This window comes from Streptomyces sp. NPDC001985, from assembly GCF_040296845.1.
GTDB lineage: Bacteria > Actinomycetota > Actinomycetes > Streptomycetales > Streptomycetaceae > Streptomyces.
Genome location: NZ_JBEOYB010000067.1, coordinates 1 through 23,765, shown reverse-complemented (window position 1 = coordinate 23,765; position 23,765 = coordinate 1). Strand labels below are relative to the sequence as shown.

General features: G+C 72.8%; 22 protein-coding genes and 2 tRNA genes. 16 read left to right on the top strand and 8 right to left on the bottom strand.

Annotated elements, in window-relative coordinates:
* Window positions 1-253 precede the first annotated feature (253 nt).
* Window positions 254-763 carry a DsbA family protein gene (locus ABT122_RS26035; protein ID WP_351556974.1) on the bottom strand — a complete coding sequence of 170 codons (510 nt, stop codon included), beginning with the start codon at window positions 761-763 and terminating at the stop codon, window positions 254-256.
* A gap of 189 nt (window positions 764-952) precedes the next feature.
* Between ABT122_RS26035 and ABT122_RS26030 the strand changes: the two genes are divergently transcribed.
* Both ABT122_RS26030 and ABT122_RS26025 read left to right on the top strand, forming a co-directional pair.
* Complete coding sequence (locus ABT122_RS26030; RefSeq protein ID WP_351556971.1) at window positions 953-1,387, top strand: hypothetical protein; 435 nt, start codon at window positions 953-955, stop codon at window positions 1,385-1,387.
* A 114-nt stretch (window positions 1,388-1,501) separates the two neighbouring features.
* A complete protein-coding gene (locus ABT122_RS26025) occupies window positions 1,502-1,663 on the top strand; it encodes a hypothetical protein (RefSeq protein ID WP_351556968.1) in 162 nt (53 codons plus the stop codon).
* A 14-nt stretch (window positions 1,664-1,677) separates the two neighbouring features.
* Here ABT122_RS26025 and ABT122_RS26020 read toward each other — a convergent pair whose 3' ends face one another.
* Together ABT122_RS26020 and ABT122_RS26015 are read right to left on the bottom strand one after the other, a co-directional pair.
* Window positions 1,678-2,235 carry a CGNR zinc finger domain-containing protein gene (locus ABT122_RS26020; RefSeq protein WP_351556966.1) on the bottom strand — a complete coding sequence of 186 codons (558 nt, stop codon included), beginning with the start codon at window positions 2,233-2,235 and terminating at the stop codon, window positions 1,678-1,680.
* Between the two features lie 227 nt (window positions 2,236-2,462).
* Complete coding sequence (locus tag ABT122_RS26015; protein ID WP_003959770.1) at window positions 2,463-2,876, bottom strand: SsgA family sporulation/cell division regulator; 414 nt, start codon at window positions 2,874-2,876, stop codon at window positions 2,463-2,465.
* Between the two features lie 190 nt (window positions 2,877-3,066).
* Here ABT122_RS26015 and ABT122_RS26010 point away from each other — a divergent pair, with 190 nt between their 5' ends.
* Window positions 3,067-3,555: a TIGR02611 family protein gene (locus tag ABT122_RS26010; RefSeq protein WP_351556964.1), complete on the top strand. Its 489-nt coding sequence runs from the start codon at window positions 3,067-3,069 to the stop codon at window positions 3,553-3,555.
* 54 nt (window positions 3,556-3,609) lie between these two features.
* Window positions 3,610-3,681: transfer RNA gene (locus tag ABT122_RS26005), tRNA-Val, on the top strand.
* Window positions 3,682-3,850: 169 nt separating this feature from the next.
* Here the strand turns inward: ABT122_RS26005 and ABT122_RS26000 are convergent.
* The gene (locus tag ABT122_RS26000; protein WP_351556961.1) at window positions 3,851-6,250 is read right to left on the bottom strand and encodes an SCO7613 C-terminal domain-containing membrane protein; all 2,400 of its coding nucleotides are present in this window, start codon (window positions 6,248-6,250) and stop codon (window positions 3,851-3,853) included.
* 101 nt (window positions 6,251-6,351) lie between these two features.
* On the opposite strand from ABT122_RS26000, the gene ABT122_RS25995 reads away from it, so the two are divergent.
* Both ABT122_RS25995 and ABT122_RS25990 read left to right on the top strand, forming a co-directional pair.
* Entirely contained in the window at window positions 6,352-6,846 is a 495-nt protein-coding gene (locus tag ABT122_RS25995; RefSeq protein ID WP_351556959.1) for an SRPBCC family protein, read from the top strand.
* Window positions 6,837-6,908 (top strand) — tRNA-Val (locus tag ABT122_RS25990). Before ABT122_RS25995 ends, ABT122_RS25990 begins: the two co-directional genes overlap by 10 nt.
* Window positions 6,909-7,512: 604 nt before the next feature.
* Here the strand turns inward: ABT122_RS25990 and ABT122_RS25985 are convergent.
* Window positions 7,513-8,244 (bottom strand): exonuclease domain-containing protein, encoded by a 732-nt coding sequence (locus tag ABT122_RS25985; protein WP_351556956.1) that lies wholly within the window; start codon window positions 8,242-8,244, stop codon window positions 7,513-7,515.
* A gap of 190 nt (window positions 8,245-8,434) precedes the next feature.
* Here ABT122_RS25985 and ABT122_RS25980 point away from each other — a divergent pair, with 190 nt between their 5' ends.
* Window positions 8,435-9,574 (top strand): hypothetical protein, encoded by a 1,140-nt coding sequence (locus ABT122_RS25980; protein WP_351556953.1) that lies wholly within the window; start codon window positions 8,435-8,437, stop codon window positions 9,572-9,574.
* A gap of 126 nt (window positions 9,575-9,700) precedes the next feature.
* Window positions 9,701-11,677 (top strand): threonine--tRNA ligase, encoded by a 1,977-nt coding sequence (gene thrS, locus ABT122_RS25975; protein WP_351556950.1) that lies wholly within the window; start codon window positions 9,701-9,703, stop codon window positions 11,675-11,677.
* 143 nt (window positions 11,678-11,820) lie between these two features.
* Here thrS and ABT122_RS25970 read toward each other — a convergent pair whose 3' ends face one another.
* Window positions 11,821-12,492: a potassium channel family protein gene (locus ABT122_RS25970; protein WP_351556947.1), complete on the bottom strand. Its 672-nt coding sequence runs from the start codon at window positions 12,490-12,492 to the stop codon at window positions 11,821-11,823.
* Window positions 12,493-12,558: 66 nt separating this feature from the next.
* Between ABT122_RS25970 and ABT122_RS25965 the strand changes: the two genes are divergently transcribed.
* A complete protein-coding gene (locus ABT122_RS25965; protein ID WP_351556944.1) occupies window positions 12,559-13,119 on the top strand; it encodes an HIT family protein in 561 nt (186 codons plus the stop codon).
* A 72-nt stretch (window positions 13,120-13,191) separates the two neighbouring features.
* On the opposite strand, the gene ABT122_RS25960 is transcribed toward ABT122_RS25965, so the two are convergent.
* Both ABT122_RS25960 and ABT122_RS25955 read right to left on the bottom strand, forming a co-directional pair.
* Window positions 13,192-14,847, bottom strand: coding sequence for an AbeC-like domain-containing protein (locus ABT122_RS25960; protein ID WP_351556941.1), 1,656 nt, complete (start codon window positions 14,845-14,847; stop codon window positions 13,192-13,194).
* Window positions 14,848-15,063: 216 nt separating this feature from the next.
* Window positions 15,064-17,271 (bottom strand): elongation factor G-like protein EF-G2, encoded by a 2,208-nt coding sequence (locus ABT122_RS25955; RefSeq protein ID WP_351556938.1) that lies wholly within the window; start codon window positions 17,269-17,271, stop codon window positions 15,064-15,066.
* Between the two features lie 433 nt (window positions 17,272-17,704).
* On the opposite strand from ABT122_RS25955, the gene pgsA reads away from it, so the two are divergent.
* The 7 genes from pgsA (at window position 17,705) to ABT122_RS25920 (ending at window position 23,637) form a co-directional block, all read left to right on the top strand.
* The gene (pgsA, locus tag ABT122_RS25950) at window positions 17,705-18,364 is read left to right on the top strand and encodes a phosphatidylinositol phosphate synthase (RefSeq protein WP_351556935.1); all 660 of its coding nucleotides are present in this window, start codon (window positions 17,705-17,707) and stop codon (window positions 18,362-18,364) included.
* Window positions 18,361-19,275, top strand: a complete 915-nt coding sequence (locus ABT122_RS25945; RefSeq protein ID WP_351556932.1) for a phosphatidylinositol mannoside acyltransferase — start codon at window positions 18,361-18,363, stop codon at window positions 19,273-19,275. Before pgsA ends, ABT122_RS25945 begins: the two co-directional genes overlap by 4 nt.
* Window positions 19,272-20,432 carry a glycosyltransferase family 4 protein gene (locus ABT122_RS25940; RefSeq protein WP_351556929.1) on the top strand — a complete coding sequence of 387 codons (1,161 nt, stop codon included), beginning with the start codon at window positions 19,272-19,274 and terminating at the stop codon, window positions 20,430-20,432. Before ABT122_RS25945 ends, ABT122_RS25940 begins: the two co-directional genes overlap by 4 nt.
* A gap of 157 nt (window positions 20,433-20,589) precedes the next feature.
* The gene (locus ABT122_RS25935) at window positions 20,590-21,135 is read left to right on the top strand and encodes a LemA family protein (RefSeq protein WP_351556926.1); all 546 of its coding nucleotides are present in this window, start codon (window positions 20,590-20,592) and stop codon (window positions 21,133-21,135) included.
* A gap of 163 nt (window positions 21,136-21,298) precedes the next feature.
* Window positions 21,299-22,222 (top strand): pyridoxal 5'-phosphate synthase lyase subunit PdxS, encoded by a 924-nt coding sequence (gene pdxS, locus ABT122_RS25930; protein ID WP_351556923.1) that lies wholly within the window; start codon window positions 21,299-21,301, stop codon window positions 22,220-22,222.
* Window positions 22,222-22,821: a pyridoxal 5'-phosphate synthase glutaminase subunit PdxT gene (pdxT, locus tag ABT122_RS25925; RefSeq protein ID WP_351556920.1), complete on the top strand. Its 600-nt coding sequence runs from the start codon at window positions 22,222-22,224 to the stop codon at window positions 22,819-22,821. The genes pdxS and pdxT overlap by 1 nt, the downstream gene beginning before the upstream one ends.
* Window positions 22,822-22,884: 63 nt before the next feature.
* Window positions 22,885-23,637, top strand: coding sequence for a YebC/PmpR family DNA-binding transcriptional regulator (locus ABT122_RS25920; RefSeq protein ID WP_351556917.1), 753 nt, complete (start codon window positions 22,885-22,887; stop codon window positions 23,635-23,637).
* The last annotated feature ends 128 nt before the right edge of the window (window positions 23,638-23,765 follow it).

Sequence of the window (23,765 nt, the reverse complement as noted above, 5' to 3'; positions counted from 1 at the left end):
CCGGGGGCGGCCCCGACGGTGGCCCGCGGGGTGCGGGTTGCCCGTGGCGCGGGGTCGGTTCTCAAGCTCCCCCGGAGCTGCCTCTGGGAGGTGCTCCCGGACGGGCTGGGAGTGCCCGGTGCGGGTTGCCCGTGGCGCGGGGTCCGTCCTCAAGTTCCCCCGGAGCTGCCTCTGGGAGGTGCCCCAGGCCGGCTGGAAGTGTCCGGTGGCCTTCCCTGTGGCACGGATGCCGTCCTCGGGCGTTGGCCCGAGGTCAGCTCGGCAGCAGGCTGTCCGCGATCGCCTCGATCCGGGCCCGCAGGCCCTCCTGGCTCACCCCGCCGTCCAGGCGCTCCCCACCGATCACATACGTGGGCGTCCCCGTCACCCCGAGCGCCTTCCCCTCCGCCTGGTCGGCGTCGACCAGCAGCAGATGCCGCCCGTCGATCAGCGCGGTGTCGAACTCCTCAGCGTCCAGCCCCAGTTCCCCCGCCGTCTCCAGCAGCACCGGCTCCCCCCGCTCCCGCAGCTCGTCCACCCGGGCGAGCAGTGCCTCGTAGTACTCCCGGCCCTTCCCCTGGTCCACCGCCTCCTCGGCGGCCTGCGCGGCGGCGTAGGAGTGCTTGTTCTTCTCCAGTGGGAAGTGCCGCAGCCGTACCTCCATCCGGTCGCCGTAGCGCTCGCGCAGCACGCGGACATCGTCGAGGGCGGTGAGGCAGTCGGGGCACGAGAGGTCGCACCAGACGTCGAGGACGACGGCGCGGTCGGTGGGGGAGTCGCTCATGGAACCAGTCTCCCAGCCCGCCGCACCCCCGCCCAACCGGCCCGGGACCCCCTCCCCGGACAGGACCTGAGGATGATCCTTTCCCCGAGATATCCCTGAGGTGATACGGGGCCGTGGCCCGCACCCCGCGGCTCGGTGCAGGATGGAAGGGACGTAACCGCACATGCCCGCCACAGCCTGGAGGACCGGATGATTGCCGAGACCATAGGTGCAGCGGTGTCGGCGGCCGGTTTGGGCATCGCCGGGATCACGGCGTACCGCCGGCGCTTCCTCACCGCCGCCCGGATCGCCGCCTACGCCCTCGTCCCCCTGGGCCTGGTGCTCACCGGCGCCGTGGAGTGGGCCGTGAACACCGCCTTCAGCCCCACGGCCTGGATCGGCTTCGGTCTGCTGGGCGGCGCCTGGGCGCTCTTCATGACCACCCGCGCGGTGGAACGGCGCTCGGGTACCAGCCGCAAGGAGCGCAGGGCCGCCGCCAAGGCCGCCCGGCGCGATCCGGTCGCCCCCGCCGCCTCCAAGCCCTCGCTCGGCCGGGGCGGTGCCCCCGCCGCCAAGCCCGCCTCCTCCGGCGCCGGTGACGACTTCAGTGATATCGAGGCGATCCTCAAGAAGCACGGCATCTGAGCCGCGGGCGCCCGGGAGGTCCCGGGGCGGAACACGACAGTGTGATGAACTCCCCTCGCCGCGGCGCGTGTTGCCGGTTCACCGGGGCGCGGGCTGCGTCATCATCGCCCCGAGATGCTCGATACCTCCAGCGGCGACGCCCCCGCACCCACGAATGAGCCGGACGAGCCGCGAGGCTGTCTCTTCGCGCTCTCCCAGCCACCCTTGATGATCTTCCTTACGGTGATTGGAGTGCTGCTCCTCATGGCGGCCGTCCACGATCTCTTCCTCCTGTGAGGCGCCGGCGGTTCTCAGCCGGCCGCTTCCCTCCGGCGCGCCCGGTACGCGGCCACATGCAGCCGGTTCCCGCAGGTGCGGCTGGAGCAGTAGCGGCGCGAGCGATTGCGCGAGAGATCGACGAAGGCGCGCCCGCAGTCCGGTGCCTCGCAGCGCCGCAGCCGCTCCTGCTCGCCCGCGACGACGATGAACGCCAGCGCCATCCCGCCGTCCGCCGCGAGATGGTCGGCGACCGAGGCGCCCGGCGCGAAGTAATGCACATGCCAGTCGTAGCCGTCGTGGTCGGTCAGCTGGGGGGTGGTGCCCGCCGACGCCACCAGTTCGTTGAGCAGTTCCGCCGCCACCGCGCTGTCGGCCGCCGCGAACACCTCCGCGAACCGGGACCTGACCTCCCGTACCGCTTTCAGATCCCGCTGGCTCAACTCACCCACATCGCTGATGTTGTGCCGGGATACGAATTCGGCCAGCGCGGAGAGATCCGTCAACCCATCGGCCTGATCGTCGTCCGGTGCGGTGTTCACCAGATCGATGACCGCCTCAAGGGCATATCTGGTGTCGTGGGGGATCAGCACGATTCGCTCCCTGGCCTGCTTGCGGGCCGGTGCCCGCCGAATTGCGCTGACTCTAGCGGCTCGTGCCTATGCGTATCGGCGCCGTCACCGCGCTGGAATGCGCGATGACGGCGCCGAAGGGTCCGCCCTATGTGGTTGTCCGCCTCAAGGGGCTGTTCGCCGGATGAGGCTGTCCGCGCGGCGCCGTCTCCCCGAGTAGGACGGCGCCGTGCAGCTCTCGGCCTGGCTCAGCTCTCGGCCAGGATGTGCGAGAGCTCCGTGTCGAGATCGAAGTGACGATGCTCGGTGCCCGGTGGCACCGCGGCGTCGGTCCGCTTGAGGAACGACTCCAGGGCCCGCGCCGGGGCCTCAAGCAGGGCTTCGCCCTCCGGGGAGCTCAGCGCGATGCAGACGACTCCCTGGCCATGGCTGCGTGATGGCCAGACGCGGACGTCGCCCGTGCCTGTGGGCCGGTGCAGGCCCTCCGCGAGAAGGTCGCGGGCGAAGACCCATTCGACCGTCTCCTCGGCTCCGGTGTGGAAGGTGGCGTGCACGGCATAGGGATCGGCCGTGTCATACCGCAGGCCCGCGGGTACAGGCAGTGAAGACTCGCTCGATACAACGAGGCGCAGGTGCAGCTCGCAGCTGACCGTGGTGTTCATAAGCGCCAGGGCCTTTCGCTCAGTGTGCGCTCGGGGATTCGCACGTCGGCGAAATCGACATGCCACCTACGGTGCCGTTGTAAACCCCTCTGAGGGATTTGGGTGTCTTTAGGTACCCCTAACGGCGGAGTGATTGTTCGTCCGCAGGGACCATTCCGGTGACTGCGGAACGTCGGGTAGATTTGCTGGTATGAACACGGGGAGTAACGGCACGGAGGTCGCGGTGGCGGCTGATGACATCAAGCCGGGGCCGGGCGAACGGGCCGGGCAGCCGAAGTCGGCCGACAGTGGACTTGTGGACGGTGAGAAACCGCTCGGTTCCCGTGCGCCGGCCTTCGTCAAGGCGCGCCGGACCCTGCATCTGAGCTGGCAGGTCGGTGTCTTCGTGGTCGGCCTCGCGGTCGTCTCCGCGGGGGTGGCCATGCTGGTGCTGCCGGGGCCCGGCTGGGTGGTGATCTTCGCCGGTATGGCGATCTGGGCGACCGAGTTCGTCTGGGCCCAGCTGGTGCTGCGCTGGACCAAGCGCAAGGTGAGCGAGGCGGCACAGCGGGCGCTCGACCCGAGGGTGCGGCGGCGGAACATCATCCTCACCAGCGTCGGCGGGGTGATCTGCGCGGCCCTGGCCGCGGTCTACCTCTGGAAGTTCGGCATCGCCCTGCCGTGGAAGATCGATTCCTAGCCCGAAAAGGGTCCGGGGCACCCGCTGACATGGGGTAATGTTGGCGCTGCGCCCGGGCGATTAGCTCAGCGGGAGAGCGCTTCGTTCACACCGAAGAGGTCACTGGTTCGATCCCAGTATCGCCCACATGTTCGAGGGTGGAGCAGTTCGCGAAAGCGACCGGCTCCACCCTCGTTTCGTCCACCGTCGCACGCAGGGCCCCGGGAGCACCGTCCCCGGGGCCCTGCGTGTGTCCGCCCGGCCCGCCTGGCCCGCCCGGGGTGCCGGGGCGGGCCCCGGCCCGGCCCGCTGTCTGTCAGCGCAGCCGGCCCAGGCCCTCCCGCACCCTGCGCGCGTCCCGCAGCCGCTGCTCGTAGGTCGCGCCGACCGCCAGCAGCAGCGCCCCGGCGAGCGCGGGCGGCAGCCAGCGGGGCAGCGCGTCGACGACCTGGACCACATACGGCGCCAGCTCGTGCAGCGCCACCAGCGCCAGCACCACCGCACCCGTCAGCAGCGGGGCCTGGAGCCGCCGCCGGGCGCCGACGAGCGTCACCGCCAGCGCGGCGAGCCCCAGCAGCAGCGGGCGCACCCAGTGGGAGTCCCCCCAGACCAGCAGCAGGCTCGGCACCATCGTGACGCCGAGACCGGGCCCGTACGCCGTCCACGACGACGCCCGCGGGTCCCGGCGGCGCCGCAGAGCGCCCAGCGCCAGCGCCGGGATGGTCACGGGCAGTGAGTACGCCTCCGGGACCGCCACCCCCGAGACCGCCAGCCGCGCCCAGGCGGCCAGGACGAACAGCACCCCGGCGACCGGGGCGGCGACCCGGCGCCGCTCGGGCCGCACCGCCGTGCCCGCGGCGATCACCCCGCCCAGCGAGAGCACCAGGGCGAGCACCGGGAGCCGGCCATGGGCGAGGACCACCGCGAGCAGGCCCGCCGAGGCACCGGCCCACTCCAGGGGGAGGCCGACGGGGTGGCGGGCGGCCCGGGCGCCGAGCACCGCCGTCACCGCCGGTACCGCGAGCAGCAGCAGCCCGGCGTGGTGCGGTGCGAGATCCGCCGCGCGGGCACCCGCCAGGAGCAGGGCGGCCGCGGCCGCGACGGCGGTGCAGCCGAGCACGGCCCGTACGGCGTTCCCGGCGCGCGAGACCACCGAGGCGCCCGCCGACACCGCCAGCAGGGCGCCCAGCACCGCGAAGGTCGCCGGGCGGCTCGCGAGCGCCAGGGCCGTCACACTCGCGGCCCCCGCCAGACCACAGCCCAGCGCGACCGCGACGGCCTCCCGGGAGGCCGCCCGGACCGCGGTGACCGCGAGGACGCCGACCGTCAGCGGCAGGTGGTACGCCACCGTGGCGGCATGCCCCGCGTCGAACGCGGCCGGCACCGCGAACAGCCCGCCCCACGCCACCACCGCTCCCGCGCCGCGCACCCTCGCCGGAACAGCGGGCCACGGCCCCGGGCGCCGGCCGAGCGCCAGCGGCACCGCCGCCACCAGCAGCACCACCAACGGGACCGCCGCCGGATACACCGCGGGCAGTCCGGCGCCCAGCGCCTCACGCGCACCCGGTGCCGCGCCGGACCAGACCGCGGGCGGGGCCACCAGCGGACCCGTCAGAGCGAGCGCCACCAGGGGCAGCGCCCAGAGCAGGGCCAGCGCGTGGACCGCCGCGGCCGCGCCGGCCAGCCCCGGCACCACCCCGCGCGGTGCCGCCGCCCGCACCCGGGGCAGCGACACGGCGCCCAGGAGCGCCACCGCGCCCGGCAGATACCCCGGCACCGCCCAGCCGGCCGGGACCACCGTCCGGACCGGTCCGCCGGCCGCCGTCACCAGCGCGAGCCCGGCGGCCACCGACAGCGCCACCGCGAGGGCGGGCGGCCGGCGGGCCGCGAACAGCGCCACCGCCGCCGCCGTCACGAGCAGCGCGGCGGGGGCCGCCGCCGCGCCGGGGGAGTGCGCGGACAGCGACTGGAACGCGCCGATGAGCAGCGCCGGACCCCCCGTCACCGCCAGACCGGCCGCCGCGCACCGGCGTATCAGCGGGCTTGTCGCCCGCACCACGAGCACCGCGTCGAACGCGGCCGTCCCCAGCAGCGCCCACTCCGGCGGCAGTGTCACCTCGGGCGACACCGACCACAGCACCAGCGGCAGTTGCGCCGCGGCCACCGAGGCGATCAGCGGCGGGCGCAGCCGACCGGCCGCGAGCCCGTACGCCGCCCAGAGCGCGGCCAGCACCGCCGCCGCCCCCGCCGTGTACGCCAGGGGGTCCGTTCCGGCCAGGGCGACCCGGCGCAGGGCGTACGCGTCCAGCACCGTCAGCGCCAGGGCGAGCCCGGCCACCGCCTCCGCCGTGGACCGCAGCCGCCGCCTCAGGAGCACGGCCGGCGCCAGCCCCGCCGCGAGGGTCACGGTCCCCAGGACGGCGGCCCGTCCGCCGATCCCCAGATGCCCCCAGCCGACCGCGGTGAAGGCGACGGCGGCGATGGTCAGCAGCAGCCCGCCGAGGATGAGCAGCACATTCTGCGCCCCGGGACCGGAGGTCTCGGCGGGGCGGGTGGTGGCCCGGGCCCCGGCGCCGGCCGCCGGCGGGCGCGCTTGGGTGAGCAGCCGGGCCCGGCGGGTCAGCAGCAGTGCCCTGCGGGCGTCGAGCCGCACCAGCTCATGGTCGAGCAGGGCCAGTTCCTCGGCCGGCGGGAGGGAGGGCGGAGGGTTTGTCATGGCCGGATTGTGGTCCCCGGGAGGCGCCGGGGGGATGGGCGCGGATACTCAGACCGCGTGTGAGTAGGCGCCGTGCGCCCGGCCGGGCGCAGACTTGGGCCATGAACCGGTCCCACTACCGCTTCCGCTCGGTCTGGGAGCTGACCGCGCCCCCTGGCGCCGTGTTCACCGCCCTCGCCCGGGCGGAGGAGTACCCGCTCTGGTGGCCCCAGATCCGTGAGGCGACGCGGCTCGGCCCGGACCGGGGCACGGTGCGTGTCCGCTCCTTCCTCCCGTACGAACTCCGGGTCACCGTCGGCACGCTGCGCCACGACCCGGCGGCCCGGGTGCTGGAGGCCCGCCTCACCGGGGACATGGAGGGCTGGGCGCGCTGGACGCTGACGCCGCACCACGCCGGCACCCGTGCGGTGTACGAGCAGGAGGTGGAGGTCCGCAGGCCGCTGCTGCGGAGGCTGGGGCCGCTCTGCAGGCCGGTGTTCCGCGCGAACCACGCGGTGATGATGAGGGCGGGGAGGAGGGGGCTCGAGGCGTGGGTGGGGGGATTTGGAGCGGGGGGTGGGGGGACTGTATGGTTCAGTGCGTTCCCGGGCGATTAGCTCAGTGGGAGAGCGCTTCGTTCACACCGAAGAGGTCACTGGTTCGAACCCAGTATCGCCCACCGGGAAAGGCCGGTCCGTCTGCTCGACGGACCGGCCTTCACGTTTCCCGCCCACGGGCGGCCGTCCCGCCCTCGATCTCCCGGAGCCATCTCCACGAGGTGCCCCCTCGGACGGGCTGGGCTGCTCGGTCTCGACGGGGACCCTGGCTACCGCAGCCCGCCGGCGTTCGAGCACACCCTGCCCCGCCTCGGGGCCGAGGCACGAAATCCGGCTTCGCCGGCGTTTGAGAGCGGGGGTTCGGGGGCCGGCCCCCGACCGTGGCCCGCAGCGTGCGGGGCCCTGCGGCACAGGGTCCGTCCTCGAGCGCCGGACGGGCTGGGTTTGCTCGGGTTACCTGTGGTGCGGGGTCCGTCCTCAAACGCCGGACGGGCTGGTTTGCTTGGGTTACCTGTGGTGCGGGGTCCGTCCTCGAGCGCCGGACGGGCTGGAGTCGCTCGGGTTGTCCGTGGCACAGGGTCCGTCCTCGAGCGCCGGACGGGCTGGGTTTGCTCGGGTTGCGCGTTGAGCGGGGGTCGTCCTCAATCTCCCCCTGAGCTGACTCCGGGAGGTCCCCCCGGACGGTTCGGGATTGCCCGGGTTACCCGTGGGGCGGGTGAGGCGGGGTCAGACGCCCGAGGGGCTGAGGGTGGTGGGGCGGAGGGGCCAGGAGGGGTCCACCGGTTCCGGCGTGCCGCCACGGGTGAACCAGGCCTGGAGCCCCCGCGCCTGCGCGGCATGCCACTCCTGCTGGAGCGAGTGCAGCTCCGGCGGCGTGAGCCGGTCCATCCTCGCCGCGAACCTCCTCCCCACCGCCCGCGTCACCTCCAGCGCCCCCAGCGCGTCCGCCGCCGCGTCATGCGCCCCCTCCAGCACCACCTCGTACTGCGCGCACAGATCCGCGAGCGTGCGGCGGCCCTTCCGGTAGCGGTCCAGCTGCCGGTCCAGCACCTTCGGGTCCAGCACGCACAGCGGCGTGTGCTGGAGCACCCGGCCCAGCGAGGAGGCGCGGTGCCGCCGCAGCTCCCGGTCGAGGACCGTCAGATCGAACGGCGCGTTCATCACCACGAGCGGACGCGACGCCGCGCACTGCTCCGCCAGCACCCGCCCGATCTCCTCCATCACCGGCGCCGGCCAGCGCCCGTTGCGCCGCAGATGGTCCTCGGTCAGCCCGTGCACCTCCGTCGAGGCGCGCGGCACCGGAATGCCCGGATTGACCAGCCAGCGGGTGGTGCGCGGCCGTCCGCCCGCGGAGTCCTGCACCACGATCGCCGCCGCCACGATCCGGTCCTCCTCGACATCGACCCCCGTCGTCTCGGTGTCGAAAGCGGCCAGCGGCCCGTCGTACCAGAGCGTCATCCCCGAACTCCCGTCCCCTGCCTGCCGGATGGCGTGATCCCTCGCCGAAGCGGTGATACCCGTGCCGTTTGCGCCGTACGCGGGGCGGTGACAACACAGATGACAGGTACCGCATCCGATGTCCCGTGCGGCGCCCGGCCCGGCCGGGCGCCCGGGAGCCGGCGCCGGCCGGAGCGGGAGGGAGCCCCTGATGCAGCCGCCCCATGACGACCTCTCCCGCGCGGCCCCGCCGGCCCCCGGCGCCCGGCACCCCGACCCGGCCGGTGTCGACCCCGTCGTCCTCTCGGCCCTGCTGGACCGGCACGGCTGGCGGCGGCGGGGCGGTACCGCCGGGCGGTGCGCCCGGTGGATGCCGCCCGGCCGGGCGCCGGGCGCCGGCAGCCTGCTCGTACCGGAGAGCCGCTCCTTCCCGGGCTCCGAGGACCTCCTCGGCGCGGCGCTCACCGCGCTGGCCCGCAGCGCGGTCCCCTCCGCGCGGGAGGTGCTCCTCGGTCTGACCGTCCCCAGCGACGAGATCCGCTGGCGGCGCGAGGTGCCGCAGCGGCCGGTGCCCGGCGCTGCCTGGGCCGTGGAGGAGCAGCTGCGCTCGGCGGCCCGGCAGCTGCTGATGGCGGGGGCGCTCGCGGCGCGCGGCCGGGCGGGCTACCACGGCGCGCGCCACCGGCGGCAGGCACAGGCATCGCTCGAAGGGGTGCTGGTCTCGCCCGCGCGCGGCGGGCGCACCCTCACCGCGTTCGTTCCGGCCGCGACCGCGCGCCCGGTCACGCTCCGGCTGCACCAGGCGCTGCGGGCGACCCGCGAGGCCCTCGACCAGCTGACCGCGACCGGCAGGATGGACGGCTTCGACGCGGCCGTGGCCCGGGGGGTGAGCCGGGAGCTGACCGAGGCGGTGATCGCGCTGATGCGCGGCTCGGAGGGGGTGCGCGCCGAGGTGGAGTGGGCCTCCGGCGCCGGCGCACCCGAGGGCTGCGCCGACGGCGGGGGCCCGCTGGCGTTCTCGCCGGCCGACCTGCCCGCGCTGCGCGAGGCGGGCGCCCGCTTTCTGCGGGAGGAGCCGTCGATGCCGGTCCGGATCACCGGTGAGGTGGTGCGGATGCGCCGCTCCGGTCCCGGTGGCGCGGGGACGGTGCGGCTGAGGGTGCTGGCCGGCGCGGAGGTGCCGTACGTCCGGGCGGCGCTGGAGCCGGAGGCGTACGCCACCGCCGGGCGGGCGCATCTGGCCGGGCTGCCGGTGCGGATGGCCGGCCGGCTGGAGAGCCGGGGCGGCTTCCGCCGGCTGACCGACGCCTCCGGGGTGGAGCACCTCCCCGCGGACACGGCCCCCGGCTGAGGGAGAGCCGGGTCCGGTTCCTCGTCACCGGCCGGGCAACCCTTTCGCGGAGGGGGCTCCGGGCTCGGTACGATTCAGGGGCGCCCGGTGCCCACCGGCGCGCACCCCCTCAGTCAGGAGAGACCGGTGTCAGACGTCCGTGTGATCATCCAACGCGATTCCGAGCGGGAAGAGCGCGTGGTGGCCACGGGCACGACGGCCGCCGAACTCTTCACCGGGGAGCGCACCGTCGTCGCCGCCCGGGTCGCGGGCGAGCTGAAGGACCTGGCGTACCCGGTCCGTGACGGCGAGGAGATCGAGCCCGTCGAGATCTCCTCCGAGGACGGCCTCAACATCCTCCGCCACTCCGCCGCGCACGTCATGGCGCAGGCGGTCCAGGAGCTGTTCCCCGAGGCGAAGCTCGGCATCGGCCCGCCGGTCAGGGACGGCTTCTACTACGACTTCGATGTCGCGCGGCCCTTCACCCCCGAGGACCTGAAGGCCGTCGAGAAGAAGATGCAGGAGATCCAGAAGCGCGGCCAGCGGTTCTCCCGCCGGGTGGTCAGCGACGAGGAGGCCCGCGCCGAGCTGGCCGACGAGCCGTACAAGCTGGAACTGATCGGGATCAAGGGCTCCGCCTCCAGCGACGACGGCGCGGACGTCGAGGTCGGCGCCGGTGAGCTGACGATCTACGACAACCTGGACGCCAGGACCGGCGAGCTGTGCTGGAAGGACCTCTGCCGGGGCCCGCACCTGCCGACCACCCGGAACATCCCGGCGTTCAAGCTGATGCGCAACGCCGCCGCGTACTGGCGCGGCAGCGAGAAGAACCCGATGCTCCAGCGGATCTACGGCACCGCCTGGCCCTCCAAGGAGGAGCTGAAGGCGCATCTGGAGTTCCTCGCCGAGGCCGAGAAGCGCGACCACCGCAAGCTCGGCAACGAGCTGGACCTGTTCTCCATCCCGGACGAGGTCGGCTCCGGCCTGGCCGTCTTCCACCCGCGCGGCGGCATCATCCGCCGGGTCATGGAGGACTACTCCCGCAAGCGGCACGAGGAGGAGGGGTACGAGTTCGTCTACTCCCCGCACGCCACCAAGGGCGCCCTCTTCGAGAAGAGCGGCCACCTGGACTGGTACGCGGACGGCATGTACCCCCCCATGCAGCTCGACGGTGGTACGGACTACTACCTCAAGCCCATGAACTGCCCGATGCACAACCTGATCTTCGACGCCCGGGGCCGCTCCTACCGTGAGCTGCCGCTGCGGATGTTCGAGTTCGGCACGGTCTACCGGTACGAGAAGTCCGGCGTCGTGCACGGTCTGACCCGGGCCCGCGGCTTCACCCAGGACGACGCGCACATCTACTGCACCCGCGAGCAGATGGCCGAGGAGCTGGACCGCACCCTCACCTTCGTCCTCAACCTCCTCCGCGACTACGGTCTGACCGACTTCTATCTGGAGCTGTCCACCAAGGACCCCGAGAAGTACGTCGGCTCGGACGAGGCCTGGGAGGAGGCCACCGAGGTGCTGCGCCAGGTGGCCGAGAAGCAGGGGCTCCCGCTGACCCCCGACCCGGGCGGCGCGGCCTTCTACGGCCCGAAGATCTCGGTGCAGGCGCGGGACGCGATCGGCCGGACCTGGCAGATGTCCACCGTCCAGCTCGACTTCAACCTGCCCGAGCGCTTCAACCTCGAATACACCGCGCCGGACGGCTCGCGCCAGCGGCCCGTCATGATCCACCGCGCGCTCTTCGGCTCGATCGAGCGGTTCTTCGCCGTGCTCCTGGAGCACTACGCGGGCGCGATGCCGCCGTGGCTGGCTCCGGTGCAGGCCGTCGGCATCCCGATCGGCGACGCGCACGTCGACTACCTCCAGGAGTTCGCGGCCGAGGCGCGGAAGCAGGGCCTGCGGGTGGAGGTCGACGCCTCCTCCGACCGGATGCAGAAGAAGATCCGCAACCACCAGAAGCTGAAGGTCCCCTTCATGATCATCGTCGGTGACGAGGACATGAACGCGGGCACGGTCTCCTTCCGCTACCGCGACGGCTCGCAGGAGAACGGCGTGCCGCGCGACGCGGCCCTGGCCAAGCTGGCCCAGGTGGTCCAGGACCGCGTCCAGGTCTGAGACCGCCTCCGGCGCCACCCCGGGTCCGGGACCGCGCAGGGCCCGCGTCCGGGTCCGGGATCGCGCCCGGGCCCGGGGCGGCCGGGTTCCGGGACCGGCTCCCGGACCGTGTCCGCCCGTCCCGGCCCCGGTGGCGGCAGTGCTCAGACGGCTCCCGGGGAACCCCCCGGGGGCCGTCGGTCCTCGTCCAGGGTGAAGGTCTGGATCAGCCACGAGGAGAACGATCCCGTGACCGCCCCCAACAGCGCCATCCCCCCGGCCATCATCCCCGTCGCCACCACCCGCCCCAGCGGGGTCACCGGTGTGATGTCGCCGTACCCGACCGTGGTGAGCGTTGAGCACGCCCACCACACGGAGTCCCCGAAGGTCACGATCGACGCCCCGGGCGCGCCGCGCTCCGCCGAGTAGACGGCGAGCGCGCCCGCGAAGCCCAGCAGCACCGCCGAGAGCCCCGCGTAGGCGATCACCCGCGCGTACAGGGACAGCCGCGCGTGTGCGCGGCGGTGCCGGACCGTCTCGTAGATCTGTACGATCCGCAGCGGGCGCAGCAGCGGCAGCAGCACCACGACCGCGTCCATGAGATGCCGGCGGAGATAGGCCGGGCCCTCCCCGCTGAGCCGCCAGCGCACCGCGTAGTCCACGGCGAAGAGCGCCCACACCGCGTAGGTCACCGTCAGCAGCGCGTCCTGCCACCCCCCGGGCAGACCGTGGGCCAGCACCCGTACCGCGTAGCAGGCGAGATAGAGCGCCGACGCGGCGAACAGCGGAATCTCCATGCGTCGGCGCCAGGCCCACAGCCTGCTCTCATCGTCCATCCGTCCAGCATCGCCGGGCCCGGCGGACCCCGCCCCCGGCGACACGCTCCGCAGGGGCGACGCCATATGCTGCACAGCATGACGAGTGACCCGGAGCAGCAGATGGGAGTGGGGACGCCCGACGCGTTTCAGCGCCTCTGGACGCCTCACCGGATGGCCTACATCCAAGGGGAGAACAAGCCGAGCGGGCCCGAGGCCGGTGACGGCTGCCCCTTCTGCTCCATCCCGGCCAAGTCCGACGAGGACGGGCTGGTGATCGCGCGCGGTTCGTCCGTCTACGCGGTGCTCAACCTCTATCCGTACAACGGCGGGCACCTGATGGTGGTCCCCTTCCGGCATGTCGCCGACTACACCGAGCTGAACGGCGCGGAGACCGCCGAGCTGGCGGACTTCACCAAGCGGGCGATGACCGCGCTGCGGACGGCGTCAGGGGCACACGGCTTCAATATCGGGATGAACCAGGGCATCTCCGCAGGTGCGGGGATCGCGGCCCATCTGCACCAGCACATCGTTCCGCGCTGGGGCGGGGACACCAACTTCATGCCGGTCGTCGGCCACACGAAGGTGCTGCCGCAGCTTCTCGCGGACACCAGGGCGATGCTGGCGGGCTCCTGGCCCACGGACTGAGCCGTCCCGTACGGAGAGCGCCCCCCGGCGACGGCCGGGGGGCGCTCTCCGTGCCGCGATCGCGGCGGCGGCTCAGGCGTCGTACAGATCCGCCTTCTTCGGCGCCGCGTCCTGCACCCCGCCGCTGACGGCCATCGACCGGCCGGCGAAGCGCGCGGTGTCCACGCCGTTCTCGTCCAGCACCCGCAGCGCGGCGGCGTGCGCCACCCGCAGGACGGGCGTGGCCGCGCGCATCGCGTCGTCGGCCATGAACCGGTGCCGCCAGGGCTTGTCCGCCCAGGGGTGCCGCAGCCCGAACGGCTCCGGCAGCACCAGCTTGCCGCCGAGGAACTCCAGCAGCGGCGGATACCAGGTCAGCGGCGCCCGCACCATCAGCCGCACCACCTCCCGCGCCTCCACCAGGGGCAGGGTGCGGGTCCGCGTCTCCCAGAAGCGCAGGGTCTTGCTCACCGTGACGGTCTTCGGCGAGGACTTGGTGGTGAAGAAGCCGTGCACCGGGCCGAGTGCGTGCCCGGTGACCTCCACGCGGAGGGTCTCGTGCAGCACCGTCACGGTGATCATCATCGTGATCACCAGCTGTCCGTCCCAGAGGGTGAACTGCACGCCCAGATAGTGGCGGTTGCCGCTGCCGAACTGCTGATGGTTGCAGATGCGCTGTATCTCATGGCCCTTGACCTGGAAGGACTCCACATCCGCGCCCTCCGGCCGGGAGACCGAGCCCGCGTTCTCGCCGACCGGCGAGACGATCCAGTGCTTGACCGAGGGAGCCGGGAAGCCGCCGGAATTCAGCGGGCCGCGCTCCAGCAGCTTCAGCTTGTCGTGGATCGCCCGTATGACATCCCAGCTCCGGAACTGGTTGATCTCCTTGCCCGGCTCCTTGGAGACCAGTTCCTCGGCCATCTGCCAGCTTCCCCAGCGGGTGCCCATGCCCAGTATTCCCTTGGGGCCGGCGTAGAAAGCCGAGTTGGCGTGCTGCTCGGCGGTGAGCTTCTCCAGGCTCTGCCGCAACTGCTCCCGCGCCGAGTCCTGCGGGCCGCCGGGGACCGTGTCGGGGATCTTGGCGCCGATGCCGCCGCCCGAGAGCAGCCCGTCCCAGCGGTCCCGCAGATCCTTCGCCGTGGACTCGCAGAGCCGCTTGGCCAGCAGCCACCCCACCACCGGGGCGATGATCATGCCCCGCAGATAGAAGGCCCAGAAACCGGCGAACGGCAGCCGGATCAGCAGCAGCAGCGCCAGCCCGCCGATCGCCAGCAGCAGGACCGTGCCCAGCGCGCCCGCCCGCTTGTTGGAGGCCCCGGCGATGGTGCGGCGCAACTGGAAGACGCCCATCCACAGCAGCATCCCGGGCAGGAAGAGCAGCCCGCAGACCGCCATGATCATGGTGAGCCTGGTGTCGCGCTCCTTGCGGATGTGGCTGGCGGCGAGACAGTGCTCGACCACGGTCTGCGGCTCCATGCCGAACGACTGGATCAGCGCGCCGCGCCCGCTTCCGAGCATCCGGTTCTGCACGGCCCGGGAGAACGCCTCACCGAGGTTCGGCTCGAAGAGCGAGAACTTGCCCTTCTTCACCTCCGACTTGTGCCACTCGCTGTTGGCGTCGAGGATCGCCTCGGCCGGGCTGTCGCGGTACGCCGCCGAGGCCAGCGCCTGTGTCGCCGCGGTCTGCCCCGCCGAGCCCATGAGCGGGACCTGTGCTCCGGGACTGAAATCGAAACTGTCGCTCGCCACTTACCGCCCCCAACATCGCCGCATTGTCGTCCGCTCTGCGGCCTGTTCCCAACTGCCGCGCCCCGCACACCTGCTGAGCTGGGCACCTCAGCGTATCCGGGCTGTGTCGTCCGCGTCACGGTACTTCCGTACCCGGCGGGAATTGCCGCCCGGCCCCCGGAGGGCCGGGCGGCGTCCTTCGGGGCACCGGCTTCCGCGGGTTTCCGCCCCGGGGTGTCAGACCCGGGCCCCGGTCCGCTCCCGCACCTTCTCCGCGACCTGCGGCGGCATCGCCTCATGACGGGCGTACGCACGGCTGAACCGGCCCGTGCCGTGCGAGATCGAACGCAGATCCACCGCGTACCGCCCGATCTCGATCTCCGGGACCTCGGCCCGGACGACGGTCCGGGACCCGGCGGCCTGTTCGGTGCCCACCACCCGGCCGCGCCGCCCCGACAGATCGCTCATCACCGGGCCCACGTACTCGTCCGGCACCAGCACCCGCACCTCGGCCACCGGCTCCAGGAGATGGATCGGGCAGCCGGCCGCCGCCTCGCGCAGCGCGAGCCCGCCCGCCGTCTGGAACGCGGCATCGGACGAGTCCACCGAGTGCGCCTTCCCGTCCCGCAGGGTGATCCGCACATCGACCAGCGGACAGCCGGCGGCGAGCCCGCGCGCCGCCTGGGCGCGCACCCCCTTCTCCACCGAGGGGATGAACTGCCGGGGCACCGCACCGCCCACCACCCGGTCCACGAACTCGATCCCGGACCCCGCGGGCAGCGGCTCCACCTCGATCTCACAGATCGCGTACTGCCCGTGTCCGCCGGACTGCTTCACATGGCGCCCCCGCCCGGCCGCCCGCTCGCCGAAGGTCTCCCGCAGCGACACCCGGTGCGGCACCACATCGACCCGGACGCCGTAGCGGCTGCGCAGCCGCTCCAGCGCGACATCGGCATGGGCCTCGCCCAGACACCAGAGCACCACCTGGCGCGTCGCCTGGTTCTGTTCGAGACGCATCGTCGGGTCCTCGGCGACCAGCCGGGCCAGCCCCTGGGAGAGCTTGTCCTCGTCCGCCTTGCTGTGCGCCTCGATGGCCAGCGGCAGCAGCGGGTCCGGCATCGTCCACGCCGCCATCAGCAGCGGATCGTCCTTCGCGGAGAGCGTGTCGCCGGTCTCCGCGCGGGACAGCTTGGCGACACAGGCGAGATCACCGGCGATGATCCGGTTGAGCGGGCGCTGATGCCTGCCGAAGGGGACGGAGAGCGCCCCGACCCGCTCGTCCACGTCGTGGTCCTCGTGGCCCCGGTCGGTGAGGCCGTGCCCGGAGACATGGACCGTCTCGTCCGGGCGCAGGGTGCCGGAGAAGACCCGTACCAGCGAGATGCGCCCGACATACGGATCGGAGGCCGTCTTGACGACCTCCGCCACCAGCGGCCCGTCCGGGTCGCAGCCCACGGCGGGCCGGGGCGCGCCCCGGGGCGTGGTGACGGGCGGGCACTCGGGCTCCAGCGGGGTCGGGAAGCCCCCGGTGATCAGCTCCAGCAGCTCCACCGTGCCCAGCCCCTGCCGGGCCCCCTCGGCGGCCGGCGCCGCGGCCAGCACCGGATGGAAGGCCCCGCGGGCGACGGCCTTCTCCAGATCGGCGATCAGCGTGCCGAGATCGATGTCCTCGCCGCCGAGATAGCGGTCCATCAGGGTCTCGTCCTCGCTCTCGGCGATGATCCCCTCGATCAGCCGGTTGCGGGCCTCCTCGATCAGCGGGGCCTGCTCCGGGCCGGGGGCGACCTCCTTCCGCTCCCCGGAGGAGTAGTCGAAGATCTTCCGGGAGAGCAGCCCCACCAGACCGGTGACCGGCGCGTGCCCGTCCGGGCCCGGGGTGCCGTACCGCGGCAGATGGAGCGGCAGCACCGCGTCGGCGTCGCCGCCGCCGAAGATGTCGGCGCAGACGGCGGTCAGCTCGTCGTACCCGGTGCGGGCGGTCTCCAGATGGGTGACCACGATCGCCCGGGGCATCCCCACCGCCGCGCACTCCTCCCACACCGCCCGGGTCGCGCCCGCCACCGCCTCGGCCTCCTGCGCCGCCGACACCACGAAGAGGGCCGCGTCCGCCGCCCGCAGACCGGCCCTCAGCTCCCCGACGAAGTCCGCGTACCCGGGGGTGTCCAGCAGGTTGATCTTGATTCCGCCCCACTCGACGGGCACCAGCGAGAGCTGTACGGAGCGCTGCTGCCGGTGCTCGATCTCGTCGTAGTCGGAGACCGTCCCGCCGTCCTCCACCCGGCCCGCCCGGTTCACCGCGCCGGAGGTGAGCGCGAGCGCCTCGGTCAGCGTCGTCTTTCCCGCACCGCTGTGGCCGACCAGCACCACATTCCGTATCGCGGAGGGCTGGTCGGCCGCCGTGGCCCTGCCGGCGGCCCCGGGGTGTGTGTTCGCTCTGTCGCCCATGATTCATGCCTCCCGATCGATCCGGTCGATTGCACCCAGTGCGCGGTGAGGAGATGAGGAGATACGGGCCGCGGGCGCGGGAACCCTCGCGTCCATGCCTCCGGACGGAGCCGCGGAGCCGAGGATGAGGCCCCGGACGGCGCCCGGGAGCACGCTCCGGTGCCGCCCGCGGTCGTCTTCTGTCCGAGCTTTCCAGCTTCCAGTCGTCTTTCGAGCTTTCCACTCCGCTCATGGTGCGTCCATATGCCGGACGGCACCGCGCGGACGGGACCACCCGCCCCGAGGGCCCGCCCGCAGGGCCGCCCGGCGGCCCCCGGGCGGCCCCGGGGACGGGCCCTGGACGGGTCCCGGCGGTGGAGAGCGCCGGTCCTGGCTACGATGGGCCAGCCGGTGGCCGATGGGGCCACACGGCCCACCGAACCTCGGGAAGGCCATGCTGAACAAGTACGCGCGTGCATTCTTCACGCGTGTCCTCACACCGTTCGCCGCATTTCTGCTCCGCCGTGGAGTGAGCCCCGACGCGGTCACTCTCATCGGAACGGCCGGGGTGATGGCGGGTGCTTTGGTCTTCTTCCCCAGGGGAGAGTTCTTCTGGGGCACGATCGTCATCACGCTTTTCGTGTTCTCGGATCTGATCGACGGCAATATGGCGCGCCAGGCGGGCATCTCCAGCCGCTGGGGTGCCTTTCTCGACTCCACCCTCGACCGGGTCGCCGACGGAGCGATCTTCGGCGGATTCGCGCTCTGGTACGCGGGCACGGGGAACGACAATGTGCTCTGCGCGGTGTCGATCTTCTGTCTGGCGAGCGGGCAGGTCGTCTCCTACACCAAGGCCCGCGGGGAGGCGATCGGTCTCCCGGTCGCCGTCAACGGGCTGGTCGAGCGCGCCGAGCGGCTGGTGATCTCCCTGGTCGCCGCGGGCCTGGCCGGGCTGCACGCCTTCGGCGTGCCCGGAGTGGACGTGCTGCTCCCGATCGCCCTGTGGATCGTCGCCATCGGCAGCGCCGTGACCCTGGGGCAGCGTGTCGTGACGGTGCGCCGGGAGTCCGCCGAGGCCGATGCCGCGACCCAGAGCGAGGCCGAGGCGAAGTGACCGCGCGGGACCGTCTCACCGACGGGCTGTACGGGCTGGGCTGGAGCGCGGTCAACAAGCTGCCCGAACCGGCCGCCGCCTCGCTCGGCCGGACCATCGCCGACACCGCCTGGAAGCGGCGCGGCCAGGGGGTGCTCCGGCTGGAGGCCAACCTGGCCCGGGTCGTCCCGGACGCCGGCCCCGAGCGGCTCCGCGAGCTGTCCCGGGCCGGCATGCGCTCGTACATGCGGTACTGGATGGAGTCCTTCCGGCTGCCGTCCTGGAGCGCGGAACGGGTCCGGGACAGCGTCGAGATCAAGAACATCCACCGGATGACCCAGACCCTGGCCGACGGCCGGGGCGTGATCCTCGCACTGCCGCACCTGGCCAACTGGGATCTCGCGGGGGCCTGGCTGACCAGGGCCCTGGACATCCCCTTCACCACGGTCGCCGAACGGCTGAAGCCGGAGACCCTGTACGACCGGTTCGTGGCCTACCGCGAGAGCCTCGGCATGGAGGTGCTGCCCCACGCGGGCGGCGCCGCCTTCGGGACCCTCGCCCGGCGGCTGCGGGCCGGCGGTCTCGTCTGCCTGGTCGCCGACCGCGATCTGTCGTCCTCGGGGGTGGAGGTCGAGTACTTCGGCGACACCGCCCGGATGCCGGCCGGACCCGCGCTGCTCGCCCAGCACACCGGGGCGCGGCTCTTCCCCGTCACCCTCTGGTACGGGCCGGAGCCCATGATGTACGGCGAGGTCCACGACCCCGTGGAGGTGCCCGGGGCGGGGACCCGGGCCGAGAAGACCTCCGCCATGACCCAGCTCCTGGCGGACGCCTACGCCGAGGGGATCGCCGAGCACCCGGAGGACTGGCACATGCTGCAACGACTGTGGCTCTCGGATCTGGAGCCCCGGCCGGGGGAGGCCCGCGCGTGAGGATCGGCATCGTCTGCCCGTACTCCTGGGACGTCCCCGGCGGGGTCCAGTTCCACATCAGGGATCTGGCCGACCATCTGATCCGGCTCGGCCACGAGGTGTCCGTGCTGGCCCCGGCCGACGACGACACCCCGCTGCCGCCGTTCGTCGTCTCGGCGGGCCGCGCCGTGCCCGTCCCGTACAACGGCTCCGTCGCCCGGCTGAACTTCGGGTTCCTCTCCGCCGCGCGGGTGCGGCGCTGGCTGCACGATGGCACCTTCGACGTCATCCACATCCACGAACCGACCTCGCCGTCGCTGGGGCTGCTCGCCTGCTGGGCGGCGCAGGGGCCGATCGTGGCGACCTTCCACACCTCCAACCCGCGCTCCCGGGCCATGATCGCGGCCTATCCGATCCTCCAGCCCGCGCTGGAGAAGATCAGCGCCCGGATCGCGGTCAGCGAGTACGCCCGGCGCACCCTCGTGGAGCACCTGGGCGGGGACGCGGTGGTGATCCCCAACGGCGTCGATGTCGGCTTCTTCGAGCGGGCCGAGCCGAAGCCCGAGTGGCAGGGCGGGACGATCGGCTTCATCGGCCGCATCGACGAGCCCCGCAAGGGCCTGCCGGTCCTGATGCGCGCCCTCCCCGCGATCCTGGCCGCCCGCCCCGGCACCCGGCTGCTGGTCGCCGGGCGGGGCGACGAGGAGGAGGCGGTCGCCGCCCTGCCGAAGGAGATGCGCTCGCGCGTCGAGTTCCTCGGGATGGTCAGCGACGAGGACAAGGCGCGGCTGCTGCGCAGCGTCGATGTGTACGTGGCGCCCAACACCGGAGGGGAGAGCTTCGGGATCATCCTGGTGGAGGCGATGTCGGCGGGGGCGCCGGTGCTGGCGAGCGATCTGGACGCCTTCGCGCAGGTGCTGGACCAGGGGGCGGCGGGGGAGCTGTTCGTGAACGAGGACGCGGGGACGCTGGCGGAGGCGGCGATCCGGCTGCTGGGGGACGAGGAGCGGAGGGAGGAGCTGCGGAAGCGGGGGAGTGCGCATGTGCGCCGCTTCGACTGGTCGACGGTCGGCGCGGACATCCTCTCGGTCTACGAGACCGTCACCGACGGCACCTCGTCGGTGGCCACCGACGACCGCCCCGGCCTCCGCGCCCGCTTCGGCCTGGCCCGCAACTGACCCCCGACGCGGGCCCCTGCGCACCAGCTGAGCCCGCTTCTGTCGGCGGGCGAGGCGCACTATCTCAGCCTCTCCGGCGATTGAGGAGCGGGCGCTCGGGGGCCGGTCCCCGAGCGTGGGCCGCGGGGTGGCGGGGGCGGCGGTAGCGTAGGGCGCCGTGACCGCAACGTTCATCTGGATTCTCGCCGCCCTCCTCACCACCGCCCTCTACCTCAGCTGGACCGCCGGCCGCCTCGACCGCCTCCACACCCGCATCGACGCCGCCCGCGCCGCCCTCGACGCCCAGCTCCTGCGCCGCGCCTCGGTCACCCAGGAACTCGCCACCGCCGGCGTCCTCGACCCCGCCGCCTCGATCGTCCTGTACGAGGCCGCGCACGCCGCCCGCCAGGCGGAGGAGGAGCAGCGGGAGGTCGCGGAGAGCGAGCTGAGCGCAGCCCTGAGGGCCGTCTTCGAGGAGGCCGAACAGCTCGACGCGGTCCGCCGGGTCCCCGGCGGCGAGGACGCCACCCTCGAACTCGCGCAGGCCGTCCGCCGCGTCCCCATGGCGCGCCGCTTCCACAACGACGCCGTCCGCGCCGCCCGCGCCCTCCGCCGCCACCGCAAGGTCCGCTGGTTCCGCCTCGCCGGCCACGCCCCCTTCCCCCTCGCCTTCGAGATGGACGACGAACCCCCCACCGCCCTCGCCGACCGCCCCACCGGCTGACCGCCCCACCGGCTGACCGCCCACCTCCCGGGAAACGATCCACCGCCTGCTCATTGGCCCTTGCAGTGGACTGGTCCACGGATGTTCCATCGATTCCGTCGATGCCGCGCCGCACCGCCGGGCGCGCCCCGATCCGTAACCCCCAGTCCCCAGTGAGGTCTCCGTGTCCAGCACGCCCACCCCCGCCCCGCTCCCCACCGACGGCCCGGCGACCGGCACCGCCCGGGTCAAGCGCGGCATGGCCGAGCAGCTCAAGGGCGGCGTCATCATGGACGTGGTCAACGCCGAACAGGCGAAGATCGCCGAGGACGCGGGCGCCGTCGCCGTCATGGCCCTGGAGCGGGTCCCCGCCGATATCCGCAAGGACGGCGGAGTGGCCCGGATGTCCGACCCCACCATGATCGAGGAGATCATCGAGGCGGTCTCCATCCCGGTCATGGCCAAGTCCCGCATCGGCCACTTCGTCGAGGCCCAGGTCCTCCAGTCGCTCGGTGTCGACTACATCGACGAGTCCGAGGTGCTCACCCCCGCGGACGAGGTCAACCACTCCGACAAGTGGGCCTTCACCACCCCCTTCGTCTGCGGCGCCACCAACCTCGGCGAGGCCCTGCGCCGCATCGCCGAGGGTGCGGCCATGATCCGCTCCAAGGGCGAGGCCGGCACCGGCAATGTCGTCGAGGCCGTCCGCCACCTGCGCCAGATCAAGAACGAGATCGCCCGGCTGCGCGGCTGCGACAACAACGAGCTGTACGCCGCGGCCAAGGAGCTGCGCGCCCCCTACGAGCTGGTCAAGGAGGTCTCCGAGCTGGGCAGGCTGCCGGTGGTCCTCTTCTCGGCCGGCGGTGTGGCCACCCCCGCCGACGCCGCGCTGATGCGCCAGCTCGGCGCCGAGGGCGTCTTCGTCGGCTCCGGCATCTTCAAGTCCGGCGACCCGGCCAAGCGCGCCGCCGCCATCGTGAAGGCCACCACCTTCCACGACGACCCGAAGATCATCGCCGATGCCTCCCGCAATCTGGGCGAGGCCATGGTCGGCATCAACTGCGACACCCTCCCCGAGACCGAGCGCTACGCCAACCGGGGCTGGTGATGACGGCTCCCGGCGCCCCCCGCATCGGGGTTCTCGCCCTCCAGGGCGATGTACGGGAGCATCTGACGGCACTGGCCGCGGCGGGCGCCGCGGCCGGTCCGGTCAGGCGCCCCGGGGAACTCGCCGGGGTCGAGGGCCTGGTGATCCCCGGCGGGGAGTCCACCACCATGTCCAAGCTGGCGAAGCTCTTCGGCATGATGGAGCCGCTCCGCGCCCGGGTCGCCGACGGGATGCCGGTCTACGGCACCTGCGCCGGTCTGATCCTGCTCGCCGACAAGATCCTCGACCCCCGCTCCGGCCAGGAGACCATCGGCGGCATCGACATGATCGTCCGCCGTAACGCCTTCGGCCGCCAGAACGAGTCCTTCGAGGCGTCCGTCGCGCTGAGCGGCGTGCGCGGCGGCCCCGTCCAGGGTGTCTTCATCCGCGCGCCGTGGGTGGAGTCGACCGGCGCCGAGGTGGAGATACTCGCGGAGCACGAGGGCCATGTCGTCGCCGTGCGCCAGGGGCGCGCGCTGGCCACCTCGTTCCACCCGGAACTCACCGGGGACCACCGGGTGCACGCCCTCTTCGCCGACATGGTGCGCGCGGCCCGATGACCCGTTCCCGGTAGGATCTCTGCGGAACGCAGCAGCACTGGGTAACGCGAAGGAGACAGGCAGATGTCCGGCCACTCTAAATGGGCTACGACGAAGCACAAGAAGGCCGTGATCGACGCCAAGCGCGGCAAGCTCTTCGCGAAGCTGATCAAGAACATCGAGGTCGCGGCCCGTACCGGTGGCGCCGACATCGACGGTAACCCGACCCTCTTCGACGCCATCCAGAAGGCGAAGAAGCAGTCGGTTCCCAACAAGAACATCGACTCCGCGCTCAAGCGCGGCGCGGGCCTGGAGGCCGGCGGCGCCGACTACGAGACGATCATGTACGAGGGTTACGGCCCGAACGGCGTCGCGGTCCTCATCGAGTGTCTGACCGACAACCGCAACCGCGCCGCCTCCGACGTGCGGGTCGCGATGACCCGCAACGGCGGCTCGATGGCGGACCCGGGCTCGGTCTCCTACCTCTTCAACCGCAAGGGCGTGGTGATCGTCCCCAAGGGCGAGCTGTCCGAGGACGACGTCCTCGGCGCGGTCCTGGAGGCGGGCGCCGAGGAGGTCAACGACCTGGGCGAGTCCTTCGAGGTGCTCAGCGAGGCCACGGACCTGGTCGCGGTGCGCTCCGCGCTCCAGGCCGAGGGCATCGACTACGACTCCGCCGAGGCCAACTTCGTCCCGACCATGCAGGTCGAGCTGGACGAGGACGGCGCGCGGAAGATCTTCAAGCTGATCGACGCGCTGGAGGACAGCGACGACGTGCAGAACGTCTTCGCCAACTTCGACGTCTCGGACGAGGTCATGGAGAAGGTCGACGCCTGACCGGCGCACGGCCGGCCGGCCGGGGCCGGCGACCCGGCACACTCCGGGGCAGGGCGGGCCGGCGGGTGGGGGTGAATCTGGGCTTCCTGCCCGAGCACTCCGTGACCGAGGAGCGCTTCGGGGGGCTC